The sequence below is a fragment of the Streptomyces sp. CB01635 genome (genome assembly GCF_002803065.1).
Taxonomy (GTDB): domain Bacteria; phylum Actinomycetota; class Actinomycetes; order Streptomycetales; family Streptomycetaceae; genus Streptomyces.
This window is the reverse complement of the sequence record NZ_NNBL01000030.1, coordinates 47,901-62,277: the sequence shown is the minus strand read 5'-3', so window position 1 is coordinate 62,277 and position 14,377 is coordinate 47,901. Positions and strand designations below refer to the sequence as shown.

Below are 14,377 nucleotides of genomic sequence, written 5' to 3'. Positions count from 1 at the left end.
GTGAGTGACGGGGTCACAGGCCCAACTGGATTTTGAGCAGGCATACGACTACGTCGGTGCGGGAACTCAGCAGGCCGGCCATCAGAATGCCTCGTTGGTTCTGGAGAATCCGGTAGCGGCCGTGCAGGGGTTCCACCTGGGGGATGAGTACGGCGACCTGCCCGCCGTTGCGGGCGACCTGCTCGACGTAGCCGATGACTGGATGCACCAGGGAGTGCTGAGGGCTGTCGATGATGTCGAGCCGTGGGCCGGGGTCCCATCGCGCCCAGTCGGCGCGCATGGCGTCTGCTTTCGTCCGGTCGTCGAAGACGGCGACCACGACGACCTCATCGCCCAGTGAGGACGCGGCGTTTAGGGCGGCGACGGCGACCATGTCGACCCTGCCCAGGGGGACGATGACCAGACTGTGGGTTCGTGTGGGGCGTGGCGGGGTGCCGTCCAATCTGAGTTGGTCGCGAACGCGTGTGTAATAGCGCTCGATCCGGGAGAACAGCAGCATCAGCAGCGGCACGATGAGGACGACGATCCAGGCACCGGCGAGGAACTTGGTGGTGAGCAGGACGATTCCGGCGACGGCGGTCAGCACAGCCCCGACGCCGTTGACCAAGGCCCGGGGCAACCAGCCGTCGGGGCGTTGCGTGCTCCAGTGCCGGACGAGGCCGATCTGGCTGATGGTGAAGCCGACGAAGACGCCGATGGCAAAGAGCGGGATCAGGCGCTGGGTGTCGGCACTGGCGACGACCAGCGTGACGCCGGCCAGCACCGCCAGGGCCACGACGCCCCAGCGGTGGACGGGCCGCTCCGAGCGGAGGGCGAACAGATGAGGGAGACGGTCGTCCTTGGCGAGGACACTCATCAGGACCGGAAGGCCGCCGAAGCTGGTGTTCGCGGCGATGCCCAGTACGAGAGTGACGATGAGGCTGATGGCGTAGTAGGCCCAGCCGGTCCCGAAGGCACCGGCGGTCAGCTGGGCCAGCAGCGTCACACCGCCGCGTGGCACCACGTGATGGCGGCGAATCAGCAATGACAGCCCGATGAGCATGGCGCCCAGCAGCAACCCCAGCATCAGCTCGGTGTGTTGCGCCCGCTTGACGCGTGGTTGGCGGAACATCGGAACGGCGTTGGCGATGGCCTCCACCCCGGTCAGCGCCGAGCATCCCGCGGAGAACGCCTTGAGCACCAGGAGCACGCCCAGCGCCTCGACGGCAGGGAAGGACTGGGACGTTCCGACCGTGGCTGCGGGATGGGCCCGAAACAGCCCCACCACGATGACAGCGGTCACGCTGACGATGAACAGCACTGTGGGCAGCATCAGCACCCGCGCGCTGTCCGCGATGCCGCGCAGATTGACGACGGTGAGGGCGAACAGCGCGATCAGGCATACGGCCAGAAGGTGATCGGAAAGGACGGGAAACGCCGATGCGAGGCTCGCGGCGCCGGCGGCGAGACTGACGGCGACGGTGAGGACGTAGTCGATGATGAGGCTGGCCGCGGCCATCAGACTGACGGGTCTGCCCAAATCCTTCTTCGCCACCGCGTAGGCTCCACCGCCGTCCGGGTGCACGGCGATCACCTGGCGGTAGGAGACGACCAGGACGGCCAGCAACGCGGCGATGACCAGGGTGATCGGCAGCATCGCCGTGAGCGCGCCCGAACCGGCGGCCATCAGCACGACGACGATGGCCTCCGGGCCGTACGCGACCGAACTGAGGGCGTCCAGTGAAAGGGCGGCCAGCCCCTGGATCACGGTCAGGTGGGACTTTCCGCCCTCGCCGTGACGCCGTGGGACCTTGGGGTGAGGTTTCTTGGGCGCAAGCCCGAGCGTCACGTGAGACTCACTCGTTCATTTGGCGGGTGCGCCCACCCATGCTGGGCCGTGGCACAACGGCAATGCTCATGATGTCTCCATTTGGTGAGAGGTAACCGCCTGATCCAGCTTCGGGGAGTCTCCGGGGACCTGCACGCCCACCGCGCTGGACGGGTGTGACGTGGAGGACGCACCAGGCACAGGCTCTGGACCTGGCGGACATCCAGGGCCTGGTGCTGCGGCAACGGCCCTCGCTCTACACCGGCGCCTACTTCCTGCTACGCATCGACGACCGGCGGACGACCGCCGTATGCTGCGGCGCCTGGCACCCCAAGTGGCCACAGCGGCCAAACTGGTGGGACCCCGGAGAAGGCCTGGCTGAACGTGGCCCTGAGCTATTCCGGGCTGCGTGCCCTGGGCGTTCGCGAGTCATCACTCGAGAGCTTTCCGGCGGAGTTCCGCGAAGGGATGGCGCTCAAGGGGTTCGGCCGGGTGGCGATGCTCACGGAGAGCGACGTCCCTGCGGGCCGACAGTCGTTTCGTCCCCGATGCGGAGCGGTTCGCCGAGGCCTTGGAGGCGGACACCGCGCAAGGCGGCAGTCGACGTGCGCGAGCACAGGAATCCGGATTGGGGGCGAGTGGAGGAGGCGCTCCGGGCGTGGGACGGCGCCGCCGAAGGGGACCGGAGCCCGGTGGTGCGGCGCGGGGCGGAACTGCAGACGCGGGCCTTGGAAGACCTCGCGACGGCGGTGAGCCGCACACCCCTGGAACGGGACGTCGGCTCTGCACGCGAGGAGCGGCGGGTGCGGGCGGCCGTGGAGGCGGAAGGTGACGGATCAGGACCCGCGCACCGGGATGGGTGACGGCGCCGGCTACGGGGAGCGCCGCGCCTCCTCGAGCGGGAGGTAGTCTCCGGGCCGCGTCGAGCGCCGCCACACGTACACCGCTGTCGCCATCACGAGGATCAGCCCCGCCAGGATGAGCAGTTCGATCCCCTCAACGTTCCATCGGAAGGACTTCTCCGCCTCGGCTGTCACGATGAGCACCCTGCGGATGCCGGCAATCAGGCCAACGACGAGGAACGGCTCCGCGTCGAGGGTCTGGTTCCTGATGGTGAGGCGGACGGTGTGGAGCAGCTCGGCCACGATGAACAGCACAAGGCCGTTGTCCAGGGCGGAGAGAACGACCGTCTCCTCACGGTATGGCCCCTGGATCGACCTGATGACATCGTGGACGACCCCGACGGTCAGGAGCCCCGCGAGCAGTACAAGGAGCGCCGCGACGACGAGGTGGATGCCGTCCTCGATGAGCTGCAAGAGGCCCTGTACCCGGCCGCCCTCGAACTTCGGGAGAATGGGTCGCACACTCAGCATGCTAGGTGTTCTCCGGCCCGCAGGCGCGGCGTGATGCCGAACGGGTGGACGAGCGGACCGCCCTGTGATGACAGCCTGGGGGAAGCGTCGAGGCGCGACATCACCGGGGCCCACCCAGCGGCAGGACAAGGGTGTATGAGGCAGCCCGACGCGGACACGAACGGCAGGAACCTGCGGCTCGTCCTGGTCGCCTGTCCGAGCCTGCCCTCTGACTTGGCCCGGGACCTGGCCCCCGCCTGCCGGAGGAGTCTGCGCCGCCGCATCGCCAGGGGCGTCCGCTGGCAAGCGGACACCGTTGCCCGCCGTCATCCCTGGCCTGGTCGCTGATCGCTCGGTGCGGGCGCCGCGCATTTCGGGCTGCCGCCGGCCGGGCAGCCCGTCACATACACACCCGCCCCGCCCCCACCGCGTCCCAGCGTCCGGGGGCGGATCGAAGCCCTGGTCCCGGGTGGACCAGGGCTTCGATCGACGGCCACGAAGGGGAACGGGCATCTGCTGCTGCCCCGGCGCCCGCGGTAGGGGTCCCGTGGGGTCCTTGCAACCTGTCTATGCGTCACCGTGACCAACGCGCCCGCGCCGGATGGACACGGCCGCTCAGGCGGCGGGAATGAGTTCGGCGCGGCCGAACAGCAGCGCGAACCCGGAAGGGAGCTGGCGCAGGATGCGGGTGAGGAGGTCGGGGCCGGCCAGGGCCGCGACGGCGGCGAAGACGGCTCCGGTATTCCAGCGGGTGGTGGCCAGGGAGGCACCGGTGCGGTCGGCGAGGTCCTTGACGAAGGCCCAGCCGGTCAGGGGCGGGGTGTCGGGGATCTGAGTCGTGAGGACACGTGCGGCTTCGAAGGGGAGGCGGGCGGCGAGCTCGACGCGTTCGTCGCCCGTCAGCTGGCGTCCGAGTCCCTCGAGGACCAGATGGGTGGCCTCCTCGGCCCGCTCGCGGGTGGGGTAGGCGCCTTCGTAGCGGACCTTCTCCAGCATCTGCTCGTAGGTCATCGCGGGCAGCTGCTGCAGTGGTGTACGCAGGTCGGAGATCACTGCGGTGGTTGCCTTTCTGTCGCCGGGATAGTGGTGCCGGTGTGCGGGCACCAGGTGAGTGGGTGGGTGATCAGGCGGGCTGGGGGCGTCCGAAGAGGAGGTCGTAGCCCGCGGGGAGCTGGAACAGGATCTGCCCCAGCAGGTCGTCACCAGCCGCATCGGCGGCGGTACTGAGGACGGCGCTGACATCCCAGGCCGCGGTCTGCTCGGTGGCCCCCTCGATCCAGGCCGCCGTCGCCCGAACGAACCGCTCCGGTGGCAGCGGTTCGGCGCTCTGCAGCGGGTTGAGGAGGATCAGGGCGAAGTCTTCCGGCAGGCGCGCCGCGAGCTGGGCGCGCACCGCGCCGACCAGGTGCGCCCCCAGCAGGGCGAGCACCACACGGGCCGCGCGTTCTGCTTCCTGCAGGCTGTCGTACTCACCGCGTTCCTTCACCCGGTCGAGGAACGCCTCGCGTCGCAGGGTCACCGCCGCCACCTTCTTCGGTCGATGGGGTGCGGAGGACGGGAGAGGGGGAGATCAGTGACCCGTCCTCCGCCGCTGTTCGGCCCTTGTCGCCGTTGGGTCAGCCGGAGATCTCCTTACGGCCGCCGCCGATGGCGATCTTGCGGGGCTTGGCACGTTCGGCGATCGGGATCCGCAGGGTGAGCACGCCGGCGTCGTAGTCCGCCTCGATGTGCTCGGCGTCCAGCGTGTCGGCCAGCGCGATCTGGCGGGAGAAGACACCCAGCGGCCGCTCCGACAGTTCCATCTGCACGTCGTCGGCCTTCGCCACGGGCCGGCGCTCGGCCTTGACGGTCAGCATGTTCCGCTCGACGTCGATGTCGAGCGCGTCCGCGCTGACGCCGGGGATGTCGAAGGCCACCACATACCGGTCGCCCTCGCGGTAGGCGTCCATCGGCATCGTGGACGGCCGCGACCAGGTGCCCGGGCCCATCAGCTGCTGAGCCAGCCGGTCCAGTTCACGGAAGGGGTCAGTGCGCATCAACATCGTGAAAACACCTCCAGCAGGTTCGGGCAGTTGCTGCCAATGCGCTTCACTGAAATCGTTGTAACATGTCATCCAATGGATGACAAGCGCGGTGTCGTCCAGTCGATGACAAGACCGAGGGAGGTGCCCGTGACAGCAGCCGACCAGCCGGCCTCGTTCAGCGCCGACGACCGAAGCCCGGCTTCGTTCCTCGCCGCCGCGGCGGCCCTGCACGCCATAGACGACGCCCTGCACGCCGCCCAGCAGGGCGCCTCCGGCAACCCAGCCGCCGGCCCCGGCGCGGAGCAGGCCCTGGCCTCCCTGCTGCTGTTGCGGCAGGTCCGCGAGCAGCTCGCCGGATGGGAGACCGGCCTGATCGAAACGGCCCGGCACGCGGGAGCCACCTGGGCCGACCTCGCCCACCCCCTAGGCGTCGCCAGCCGCCAGGCCGCCGAACGCCGCTACCTGCGCAACCGGCCCGGCCCCGCCGGAACCACCGGCGAACAACGCGTCCAGGCCACCCGCGAACGCCGCGCCGCCGACCACACCCAAGCCGAATGGGCCCGCCGCAACGCCGCCGACCTGCGCCGCATCGCCGGCCAGATCACCGCCCTCACCGACCTCCCCGCCGCCGCCAGTCACCCGCTCGACCAACTCCACGCGGCCCTCGCCCACAACGACCCCGCCGACCTCATCCACCCGCTCAATGCCACCCGCCCCCACCTGACCACCGCCCACCCCGACCTCGCCGCCCGCCTCGACACCCTCACGCGTAACGCCACGGCCCTGCCCCCACCCGGCTGACCGAACACCCCCTGTCGGAGCAGGCGACCGTTCCGGCATCGGGTATCCCGTGTACTTCCTGGCGGGTCAATGGGGTCGGCCGCCCTGGCGGCGCGAGCTCCGGGGGACGTAGCTCGGCCGGTCCAACAAGATCCGGCACATCCGGACCACGCTGGCACAGCGATCAGTTCATCACCAGGCTGAGCTGAAGTGGCGCGCGCCCTGACTCTGCGTTCCGACCTCCGCAAGCGGTTCGGAGCCGCACTTTGCCACGTGGTTCGCGTCAGACGCGGGCGAAGTCGCGGGGGCGGAACTTCCCGCTCTTCAGGTGCCTCTCGATGTCTTCGAGGCTGTGCCCGGTGAGCTCCGGCATTCGCCGCCATACGAACAGCCACGCCGCGACGTTGAACATCCCGTAAATCCAGAACACCTGGCCCACACCGAAGATGCTGATCATCGTCAGGAGGGTCAGCGTGATCAGCAAGTTCGTGCTCCAGAGCGTGGCCGACTGCACGCTTGTGGCGGCGGCACGCACCGACAGCGGGTAGATCTCGGAGCCGGTCAGCCAGCCCATCAGCTGGAGCCCGCCAGCGTTGAAGAACATGAAGGCGAGCAGGCAGGCGACGATGGATGGCACGTAGTCACGGGTGGCGTGGCCGGTGATGAAGAAGGCTCCGAGGGCGAACAGGCTGACCGCCGCGCCGGGCACCATCACCAGGGTCAGCCGACGGCGCCCGACCTTGTCGACGATCACCAGGCCAACCACCATCATCACCAGGTAGGTCATGCCCAGCGCCACGCTGACCGATAGAGCGGTCGTTGTGGAGAAGCCGTTGTCGGTCAGGATGGTCGGGGCGTAGTAGATGATCATTTCGATGCCGGACAGCTGGGTGAAGACGGCGATGCCGCAGCCGACCACCAAAGCCGGGCGCACCCATGGCTGCCACAGCCCACTCCACCCGCGGTTGCCTCTGCTGGTCCGCTGCTGGCGTCCCTCCAAGGCGACGAACTCCTCGAGCTCGGAGGAGATGTCGTAGCCGTCGGGCCGTATGTCCTCAAGCACCCTTGCGGCCTCGTCCACGCCGACGCGGCCGTGTCTGAGGACCAACCACCGCGGGCTCTCGGGCAGGCGCAGCTGCAGGAGAAGCATCACCAGTGCCGGTACGGCGGCCGCGCCGATCGCCGCCCGCCACGACACAGCCTGGCTCGCGCCCACGAGCGTCGCGATGACGATGCCAACGCCGATGGCGAGCTGGAAGCAGAGTACGAGCCGTCCGCGGATCGCCTTGGGGGCCAGCTCGGCGATGTACATGGGCACGGTCTGGGTGGCGCCGCCGACGGCGAAGCCGAGCACCACCCGGGCCAGGGCCAGGCTGACTGCGGTGGGGGCGAGCGAGCTGCTCACGCTGCCGAGCATGAACACCACGCAGATGAGCAGGATCGTGCGATGCCGGCCGATGCGCGCGGACAGCAGGCTGCAGGCAAGGGCGCCGATCACGGCGCCGAGAAGGATCGCGGCGGCGATCACCTCCTTCATGTCGTTCCCGATGTGGAATTCCTTGGAGATCTGCAGCAGTCCGCCGGAGATGATGCCCGTGTCGTAGCCGTACAGCAGTCCGCTGACGGCAGATACCACGGCCGCCATCAGCATCCGCCCGTTCAGGACCTTGGTCGGTGGTGCCTTGTCTGCGATATGGGTCATGGTTCCTCCAGGGCGGTGAACGGACCCTCATCCATCCTCGAACCCGGGGGCTGGGCCCTCATCGCACGGCTGTCCTGCCGCGCCGAGGCACAGTACGTGACGGCCAGACGACGGTGACAGAAGGGTTCGGCATGCCCAAGGTCGGCATTCGCTATGTCCTCGGCAGCACCGAGACGACACAGAACCCAAACCTCTCGGTGACAGCCTGCGCGTAGCGGGTGACTGGCGACATGGCCCAGGGAGGCAAATTGGTCTCTTCGTCTCACCCCACGGGGCCTAGCCAGGCTTCCGCGCCGTCGCCACCCGCTACGAGAAACGCGCCTACATCTACCTCGACACCATCACCCTCGCGGCCCTCATCATCTGGCTCCGCACATGATCCAAGAAGCAGTGCCTCATGGGCGTCGAAGGGGCGGTCAGGGAGCTCTGATGCGGGCCAGTGGCCCTCGAGCCCCGTGACCAGACGGGGGGCGGCGTACAGGACCAGACGTCGCCACTACTCAGTGCTGTCCTGGTACAGGAGGCCGGTTCTTTGCGCGGGCCAGGCAAGTGTGGATGTGCCGGCAGTTGCCTTGGACAGCTACATGCCGAGCACCCGTCGGGTCTCGGCGGCGATCTGCTGTGTCTCGCCGGTTGCGACCACGAGGACCGGGACACCTCTCCCCGCCTGATCGATGCGTCGGAGGCCTTCCCGCATCAAATCGTCCAGTTCGGGGACGAGCAGCCCGCCTTGTACACCGAGAACAGTCAGGGCCGAGCAGATCTCCTCGCGCACCTCGGGTTGGTCTTCGCCGATCTCCCCGGTGAAGACCAGCGCGTCCAGCCGGTCCAGCGAGGCGGCCATCGACGCGATGCCCCTGCGGCAGCTGAGTGTGAACGTCGCCAGCGCCAACGCGGCCGCGGCATCACCCTCCGCGCGGGCGCGCACCAGGTCCCGGGTGTCTCCCGAGGTACCGGAGAGGCCGAGCAGACCGGAATGCCGGTGGAGTGCGTCATCCAATTCGTCCGTGCTCAGACCGTGCCGCCGCTGCAGCCACAGCAGCGCGCCGGGGTCGAGGCTGCCGCTGCGCCGGCTCATCACCAGGCCTTCCAGCGGAGTGAGGCCCATGGTGGTGTCCACGCTGCGTCCGTTCCGGACGGCGCAGGCCGAGCAGCCGCCGCCCAGGTGCACGAGCACGACCTGGAGGTTGTCGACGGGTCGGCCCAGGGCCTGCGCCGTCCTCTGCAGTGCCCACGAGTAGGAGAGCCCGTGGAAGCCGTACCGGCGCAGCCCGTATTCGGCTCGCCATCGCTCCGGCACGGCGTACGTGCGCGCCTGTGCCGGCAGATCCTTGTGAAAGACAGTGTCGAAGCAGGCGACATGAGGAACGTCGGGCAGGAGTTCTCGTGCGGCATCGACCACAGGCAGGGCCGGGGTCACGTGCAGCGGCGCGAGATCGGCGACGTCCGCCAGCAGAGCCCGTACGCGTGCGTCGATCAGCGTATGTCCAGTCAGGTGCGGACCGCCGTGGACGATGCGGTGACCAACCGCCACAGGAGCGGGCACCTCGCTGAGGAAGTTCCGCAGTTCCGCCGCCGCAGCAGGCCCCGGGGGCTCCGAGGCGTCTCGATCCGCCACCCGTTCACCGTCCGCAGCGAACAGAGCGATGTGAAGGCTCGAAGAGCCAGCATCGAGGACCAGTACGTGACCATCACGGCTCTCGTGGGAGCGGTCAGCACTCATCCCACACCTCCAGTGCACTCGCGTCCTCCGGTACGGTGCGCCCGCCACGCAGCAACGGGCCCAGTACAGGTTCCCCGCCATCGCTTCGCGCCACTCCGGCAACGCACGGTCTCCGCTGTTGCTCGCGGAACGGTAAGAACTCGGCAGGTTGCGGACGTCCAAGGACTCAGCGGTGACGACCTGCCAGGTCGTGCCGTTGATGAACCCGACCGCCGCGGTGGCGAAGACGCGCGTGCAGGGTCCCGGGGTACACCGCCCAGGGGCGGTTGGCGCGCACCATGCCCGGGACCAGTCGGACGTGCGCAGCCCTGGCACCGCGTAGCGCTCGTGTCTGGATTCCTCCCCGGGTGCCGGACGGCCGACGACGGGGGAACCAGAGGCTCTTCGTCCTGCGCGGTCTGTTGCCTGACGACGCCGGCCACCGCCTGCCGCAGACGTCGGGAGCCGAGGGCAGCCGTGAGACAGTGCGACCTTGTGCTCAGGGTCGGCCTCGGTGCGGACCGGGTTGTGCTCCGCCCGGCTCGGCAGGTCGGGAGTGCGACGACCATTATGCCGTCACATTCGCCGACGGCACCGAGATCACCGGACGGACCGTCGTCCTGGCGACAGGCGCCCGGTACCGCAGACTCGACGTCCCCGGTATCGACCGGCTGGAGGGGCCAAGCGTCTATTACGCGGCGACCTCCTACGAGGCGCAGCAGTGCCACGAAGCACCGGTCGCCGTGGTCGAAGGCGGCAACTCCGCAGGACAGGCCGTGCTCTTCCTCGCGAAGCGTGTGCCCCGAGTGTAATTGCTCGCCCGTGCCAAGGATCCGGGTGCGGGGATGTCGCGCTATCTCGTCGATCAGATCGAACGCCATCCTCGCGTGACGGTATTGCCGCACACCGAAGTGCGCGAGGTGACCGGCGGGCAAGTCCTGCGGTCGCTCGTCGTGGAGGACAAACACACCGGTGAGCGCCGCGAACTGGAGGCCCGTGCCTTGTTCGTCTTCATCGGCGCCCAGCCCTGTACCGCCTGGCTTTCCGGCAAACTCTCACTCGACCAGCGCGGCTTCGTCCTCACCGGCGCCGACACCCAGGCCCGTACGATCCGCGCCCTCTGGCAGGGCCAGGGCCGGAACTGCATGTCCCTCGAGACCGGACTGCCCGGGGTCTTCGCGGCGGGCGACGTCCGCAGCGGCTCCTGGAAGTGGGTCGCCTCTGCGGTCGGCGGGGGGCGATGGCCGTCCATCTCGTCCACGAACCCCTCGGCCATACCGCCACCGACTCGGCGATGGAGATGTGAACTATGACCGCAACCACGGAAACAGGCACCGTCACCACCCGCATGCCCGCCCGTCTCGACCGGCTGCCCTGGACACGGTTCCCAGCGCTTCGTGATCGGCCTCGACACCGTGTGGATCCTCGACGGACTCGAAGTCACGATCGTCGGCGCCATCGCCTCCCGGATGACCGAGCCGGGTGGCGGCATCGCCCTGACCGCATGGACCTTCTACCTGCTGGTGTCGGTGACCTTCTTCGTGGCCTCGGCAGGAGCGAGTTCGGCGTATCTAACAGGCAGCGAGGTGGTCCCCATGGAGACTCGCGCACTGTCCATCTCTCTGTTCTTCGCCGTCGGTACGGCCACCGGAGGCATCACCGGACCGCTGCTCTTCGGACGGTTCATTCACCGACGGCTGGCCACCACAGAACCACCCAAGCATCCGCCGGTAGGCGGGGCGCCGCGCCAACCAAGTGCCTGCAGCCCGTGGCCTGAGGCCCCTGCCTGCGCGGGTTTGGCGCTGCAGATGTGCGGCGCCATGCCTGCTGCTTCCCGGAGACTGAGCTGCGCGCGGCATCCACCGACGTCAGCGCCTGCGTCTTCGGAGTACCGGCGCCACGGCTGCACTCTCCGGCTCTTGCGGTCACGGATCAGGGGGCTGCCACTCGAACATCAAGATCGTGGCGTCGTCGCTGAGTTCGTTGTGCCGATGCTCGAGGACGGCATGGATGAGCAGGCGCAGCACTTCTGGGGCGCTCTGCCCCGCTGCGGTCGACCGGATGATGTAGTCGGTGAAGCGCTCCAGGCCGCTCTTCGCCTGCCTCGTCGCGTGACTCCACGACGCCGTCTGAGTAGAGCAGTATTCGGTCACCGGGTAGAGCAGTCGCAGAGCCACAACCGACGATCATGCCCGGCCCGAAGTAACCAGCGGTCCGTTCACACAAGGTTTGGGGCTGACGTTATGACGTTATGTCAGCCCCGCCTCGGCCATGTCTACGGTTGAACGCTGGTTCTGGCGGGTGCCGACTCTCTGCCCGCGTCGTCGACGTTGACGATGTAGTAGTTCGTGTATCCGAACAGGGGCTGGGGGTCGACCCAGGAGCCGGAGGAGGCGTAGGGGGTGCCGACGAGGGTCCAGGCCTGCTCGCCGGGGCTGCGGCGGTAGACGTGGTAGTAGTTCGTCATTTCCGAGTTGACGTCCCACCAGAGGTGGGCGGCGCCGTCGATGACCTGGCTTTCGACCAAGGCGGGCGTGGGGCCGACCGGCTCGGGCCGGGTCACGGTCACGGTTTCGGTGTACGCGGAGGCGTTCCCCGCGGCGTCGACGGCCCGGACGCGGTACGAGACGGAGACGCCCGTGGGGGCCGACAGGTCCGTGTGGGCCGTAAAGGACGTGGTGGTGGCCCCCTCGTCCGGGTACGGCCGTGTATCGGGATCCGACGAGATCTCGAAGTGGTCCCAGTCGCCCGGGGGAGCTGTCCACCGCAGGGTGTTCCCCGCGGTCGTGCCTTGCGCGGTGAGACTCGTCGGTGCTTCGGGCGCGGTCGCGTCGGCCGTGCTCACGTACACGGCTGCGCTGTCGGACGACTCATGGCCGGCCCGGTCGACGGCACGTACCCAATAGGCGTAGGTGGCGCCGTCGGCGGGCGGGTGATCCGTGAAGGAGGTCGCAGCCAGTGGTGCGTCACCGCTGATGACTTCGGCAGGGGGTGCCCCTTCGCCTGCCGGCCGGCGGAAGACGCGGTAACCGGCAACGTTTTTCCGGGCATTGCCGGACCAGGTGATCGTGGCAGTGAAGGAGTCCAGTTCGTACGTGACATCCGTGCCGGTGGGGGCCGAAGGGCCGGCAGCAACAGCGACGGAGCTGGGGGCCGCGTGGGCGTCAGCCGCGCCCGTCAGTCCGAGGCCCGGGGTGAGGGCGGCGGCGATGGCAGCGGTGACCGCGGCGATACGTAAGCGTCTGGGACGGCTTCGGCGGGGCGACGGAACAGCGGAATCGATCACGGCTGGCGGCCCTTTCCATGAGGACGGGGGGTGCAGGCGTGGGGGATGGGAGCGATGTGGAGCAACGGCAATGTAGCTGCAACTCGCCGCTGTGTCAGGGAAGTTAGGGGCCGATTCGACCTGTGGCGGGAGGGGGCCGGGAGATTGGCGGGTATCTGTCGCCCGGCCCGCGCGTCGTCCGGGTCCGGGGCTACGCCGGCCTAGCGCCCCAACGACTGCCACGCCGTGAGCGAGAGTGCTGTACGAGAGGGTCTCGGCGTCCTTGGCGCGGTCACTCGTCGGGAGCGGCCGCAGTGTGGCGCAGGCATTCGTCACGGGGGGCAGGAGTATGAGTGATCATCATCATGCCGTGCGGACTCGAAGAGGTCACGATGGGTGTTGACCTGGGTGGACGCAATTTTCGGCACGCGCAGTGGCGGCGGCGCAGCAGGTCACGGTGCCAACGCAGCAGCGTGTCGGGGGAGACGATCAACTGGAGTCGATGAAGTTGTACTCGGGGGAGGTGGTGCAGAAGCGCGGCGAGAAGCGCGCGGTCGGGCCAGGTGAGCTTCGGCTTGTCGATCTGCCGCTGCAGAACGGCCAGTTGATGGCGCACTGCCAGGATTTCGGCGTCCTTGTCGCGGTCGCCCATCGGCAGGAGCCGTATCAGGGTGAACATACTCGTCAGGGCCATGTACGGCAGTCGCAACCTCACCGCCACCCTGGAACGGCTCCGCGTCGACCGACAGCTCGAAGAGGCCTCACCCACGGCGCCGGCCCGCTCCACTTCGCGCTTGTCTTCGGCATCGACGAGAAGACCGCCATCAGCTACGGCGACGCCGCTCGGCAGCTTCTAGCATCAGAAGCCGAGGAATACCACGGGAGGTCACAGGCATGCGCATCTCAACCGACGACGGCCGGTTCGGGCTGATCTTGACCCCAGCAGGTGACCCCTGGGATGCGCGCTTCTTTCGTTTCCAACTCATCGTGGACTGGAAGACGCCGGCCTGTCCTACGTCGTCGCGGTGCCCAAGTCACAGCAGGTTCACGGCCCACACATCGACCACCTCAACGGCCAGGCGCCACCCGAGGCATGGCAACGCCTGTCCTGCGGCGACGGAGCCAAGGGACCGCGGCTCTACGACTGGGCCGCCGCCCGGCTGCCCGCCGTCTGGGAGTTCGACGGCGACGAACCCACCCGGCAACGCTGGATGCTCGCCCGCCGCAGCACCACCAGACCCGACGAGATCGCCTACTACCTGGCCAGTGCGCCGCTGGATGCCACCGTTGCCGACCTGGCCCGCATCGCGGGCTGCCGCTGGAAGATCGAGGAGTGCCTCCAGAGCGCGAAGAACGACTGCGGCCTGGACCAGTACGAAGTCCGCCGCTACGTCGGTTGGTACCGGCACATCACACTCGTCATGCTCGCGCACATCTTCCTTGCCGCGATGGCCGTCCAGGAGCGCGAAAAGGGGGTGATACGGCCGACACACCCGACCTCGTGGATCTCACCCCGGCAGAAATCCGCCGTCTGCTGGCAGTTGAACCCCACCGCCGCCCTCCACAGCGCGAGCACGCAGTGAGCTGGTCGCACTGGAGACGCCGCCACCAAGCACGCGCCCGACGCTGTCACTACATGCGGCGTGGGCACGCGTTCGCGGGACGGTCCGCCAAGACCGTCCCGCACCCTTCCCCACCCCGCTACACTCCCCACACTCAAGCCGTTGACCAGCAGTAATGGAGAA

The 14,377-nt window shown here is 68.5% G+C and carries 10 protein-coding genes and 7 pseudogenes; 7 read left to right on the top strand and 10 right to left on the bottom strand.

Annotation, left to right across the window (positions count from 1 at the left end):
- Positions 1–13: 13 nt before the first annotated feature.
- Entirely contained in the window at positions 14–1,828 is a 1,815-nt protein-coding gene (locus tag CG723_RS39465; RefSeq protein ID WP_100598368.1) for an APC family permease, read from the bottom strand.
- A 450-nt stretch (positions 1,829–2,278) separates the two neighbouring features.
- On the opposite strand from CG723_RS39465, the pseudogene CG723_RS48255 reads away from it, so the two are divergent.
- Positions 2,279–2,670 (top strand): annotated as a pseudogene (locus CG723_RS48255) (FUSC family protein); the annotation flags it as partial.
- 9 nt (positions 2,671–2,679) lie between these two features.
- Here CG723_RS48255 and CG723_RS39455 read toward each other — a convergent pair.
- From CG723_RS39455 to CG723_RS39440, 4 genes are all read right to left on the bottom strand, one after another.
- On the bottom strand, positions 2,680–3,180 hold the full coding sequence (locus tag CG723_RS39455; protein WP_100598367.1) for a phosphate-starvation-inducible PsiE family protein: 501 nt from the start codon (positions 3,178–3,180) through the stop codon (positions 2,680–2,682).
- Positions 3,181–3,774: 594 nt separating this feature from the next.
- Positions 3,775–4,212 (bottom strand): DUF2267 domain-containing protein, encoded by a 438-nt coding sequence (locus CG723_RS39450; RefSeq protein ID WP_100598366.1) that lies wholly within the window; start codon positions 4,210–4,212, stop codon positions 3,775–3,777.
- Between the two features lie 70 nt (positions 4,213–4,282).
- Entirely contained in the window at positions 4,283–4,678 is a 396-nt protein-coding gene (locus CG723_RS39445) for a DUF2267 domain-containing protein (protein WP_100598365.1), read from the bottom strand.
- 97 nt (positions 4,679–4,775) lie between these two features.
- Entirely contained in the window at positions 4,776–5,201 is a 426-nt protein-coding gene (locus CG723_RS39440) for an Hsp20/alpha crystallin family protein (RefSeq protein ID WP_100598364.1), read from the bottom strand.
- A 129-nt stretch (positions 5,202–5,330) separates the two neighbouring features.
- Between CG723_RS39440 and CG723_RS39435 the strand changes: the two genes are divergently transcribed.
- Positions 5,331–5,984, top strand: a complete 654-nt coding sequence (locus CG723_RS39435) for a type III effector protein (protein WP_100598363.1) — start codon at positions 5,331–5,333, stop codon at positions 5,982–5,984.
- A gap of 262 nt (positions 5,985–6,246) precedes the next feature.
- Here CG723_RS39435 and CG723_RS39430 read toward each other — a convergent pair whose 3' ends face one another.
- Positions 6,247–7,614, bottom strand: coding sequence for a sugar porter family MFS transporter (locus CG723_RS39430; protein ID WP_234374757.1), 1,368 nt, complete (start codon positions 7,612–7,614; stop codon positions 6,247–6,249).
- Positions 7,615–7,948: 334 nt separating this feature from the next.
- Between CG723_RS39430 and CG723_RS48250 the strand changes: the two are divergent.
- Positions 7,949–8,044: pseudogene (locus tag CG723_RS48250) on the top strand (IS5/IS1182 family transposase); the annotation flags it as partial.
- A gap of 201 nt (positions 8,045–8,245) precedes the next feature.
- Here the strand turns inward: CG723_RS48250 and CG723_RS39425 are convergent.
- Entirely contained in the window at positions 8,246–9,283 is a 1,038-nt protein-coding gene (locus CG723_RS39425; RefSeq protein WP_234374756.1) for an acetate/propionate family kinase, read from the bottom strand.
- 644 nt (positions 9,284–9,927) lie between these two features.
- Here CG723_RS39425 and CG723_RS39420 point away from each other — a divergent pair.
- From CG723_RS39420 to CG723_RS49400, 3 pseudogenes are all read left to right on the top strand, one after another.
- A pseudogene (locus tag CG723_RS39420) lies at positions 9,928–10,673 on the top strand (NAD(P)/FAD-dependent oxidoreductase); the annotation flags it as partial.
- 3 nt (positions 10,674–10,676) lie between these two features.
- A pseudogene (locus CG723_RS48245) lies at positions 10,677–10,872 on the top strand (MFS transporter); the annotation flags it as partial.
- Positions 10,861–11,058 (top strand): annotated as a pseudogene (locus CG723_RS49400) (MFS transporter); the annotation flags it as partial. The pseudogenes CG723_RS48245 and CG723_RS49400, both read left to right, overlap by 12 nt.
- A 234-nt stretch (positions 11,059–11,292) precedes the next feature.
- On the opposite strand, the pseudogene CG723_RS39405 reads toward CG723_RS49400, so the two are convergent.
- The 3 genes and pseudogenes from CG723_RS39405 to CG723_RS39395 all read right to left on the bottom strand — a co-directional run.
- Positions 11,293–11,533: pseudogene (locus CG723_RS39405) on the bottom strand (SpoIIE family protein phosphatase); the annotation flags it as partial.
- A gap of 109 nt (positions 11,534–11,642) precedes the next feature.
- On the bottom strand, positions 11,643–12,653 hold the full coding sequence (locus CG723_RS39400) for a hypothetical protein (RefSeq protein WP_100598360.1): 1,011 nt from the start codon (positions 12,651–12,653) through the stop codon (positions 11,643–11,645).
- 271 nt (positions 12,654–12,924) lie between these two features.
- Positions 12,925–13,326 (bottom strand): hypothetical protein, encoded by a 402-nt coding sequence (locus tag CG723_RS39395; protein WP_199842076.1) that lies wholly within the window; start codon positions 13,324–13,326, stop codon positions 12,925–12,927.
- A gap of 292 nt (positions 13,327–13,618) precedes the next feature.
- On the opposite strand from CG723_RS39395, the pseudogene CG723_RS39390 reads away from it, so the two are divergent.
- Positions 13,619–14,215: pseudogene (locus tag CG723_RS39390) on the top strand (IS701 family transposase); the annotation flags it as partial.
- Between the last annotated feature and the right edge of the window lie 162 nt (positions 14,216–14,377).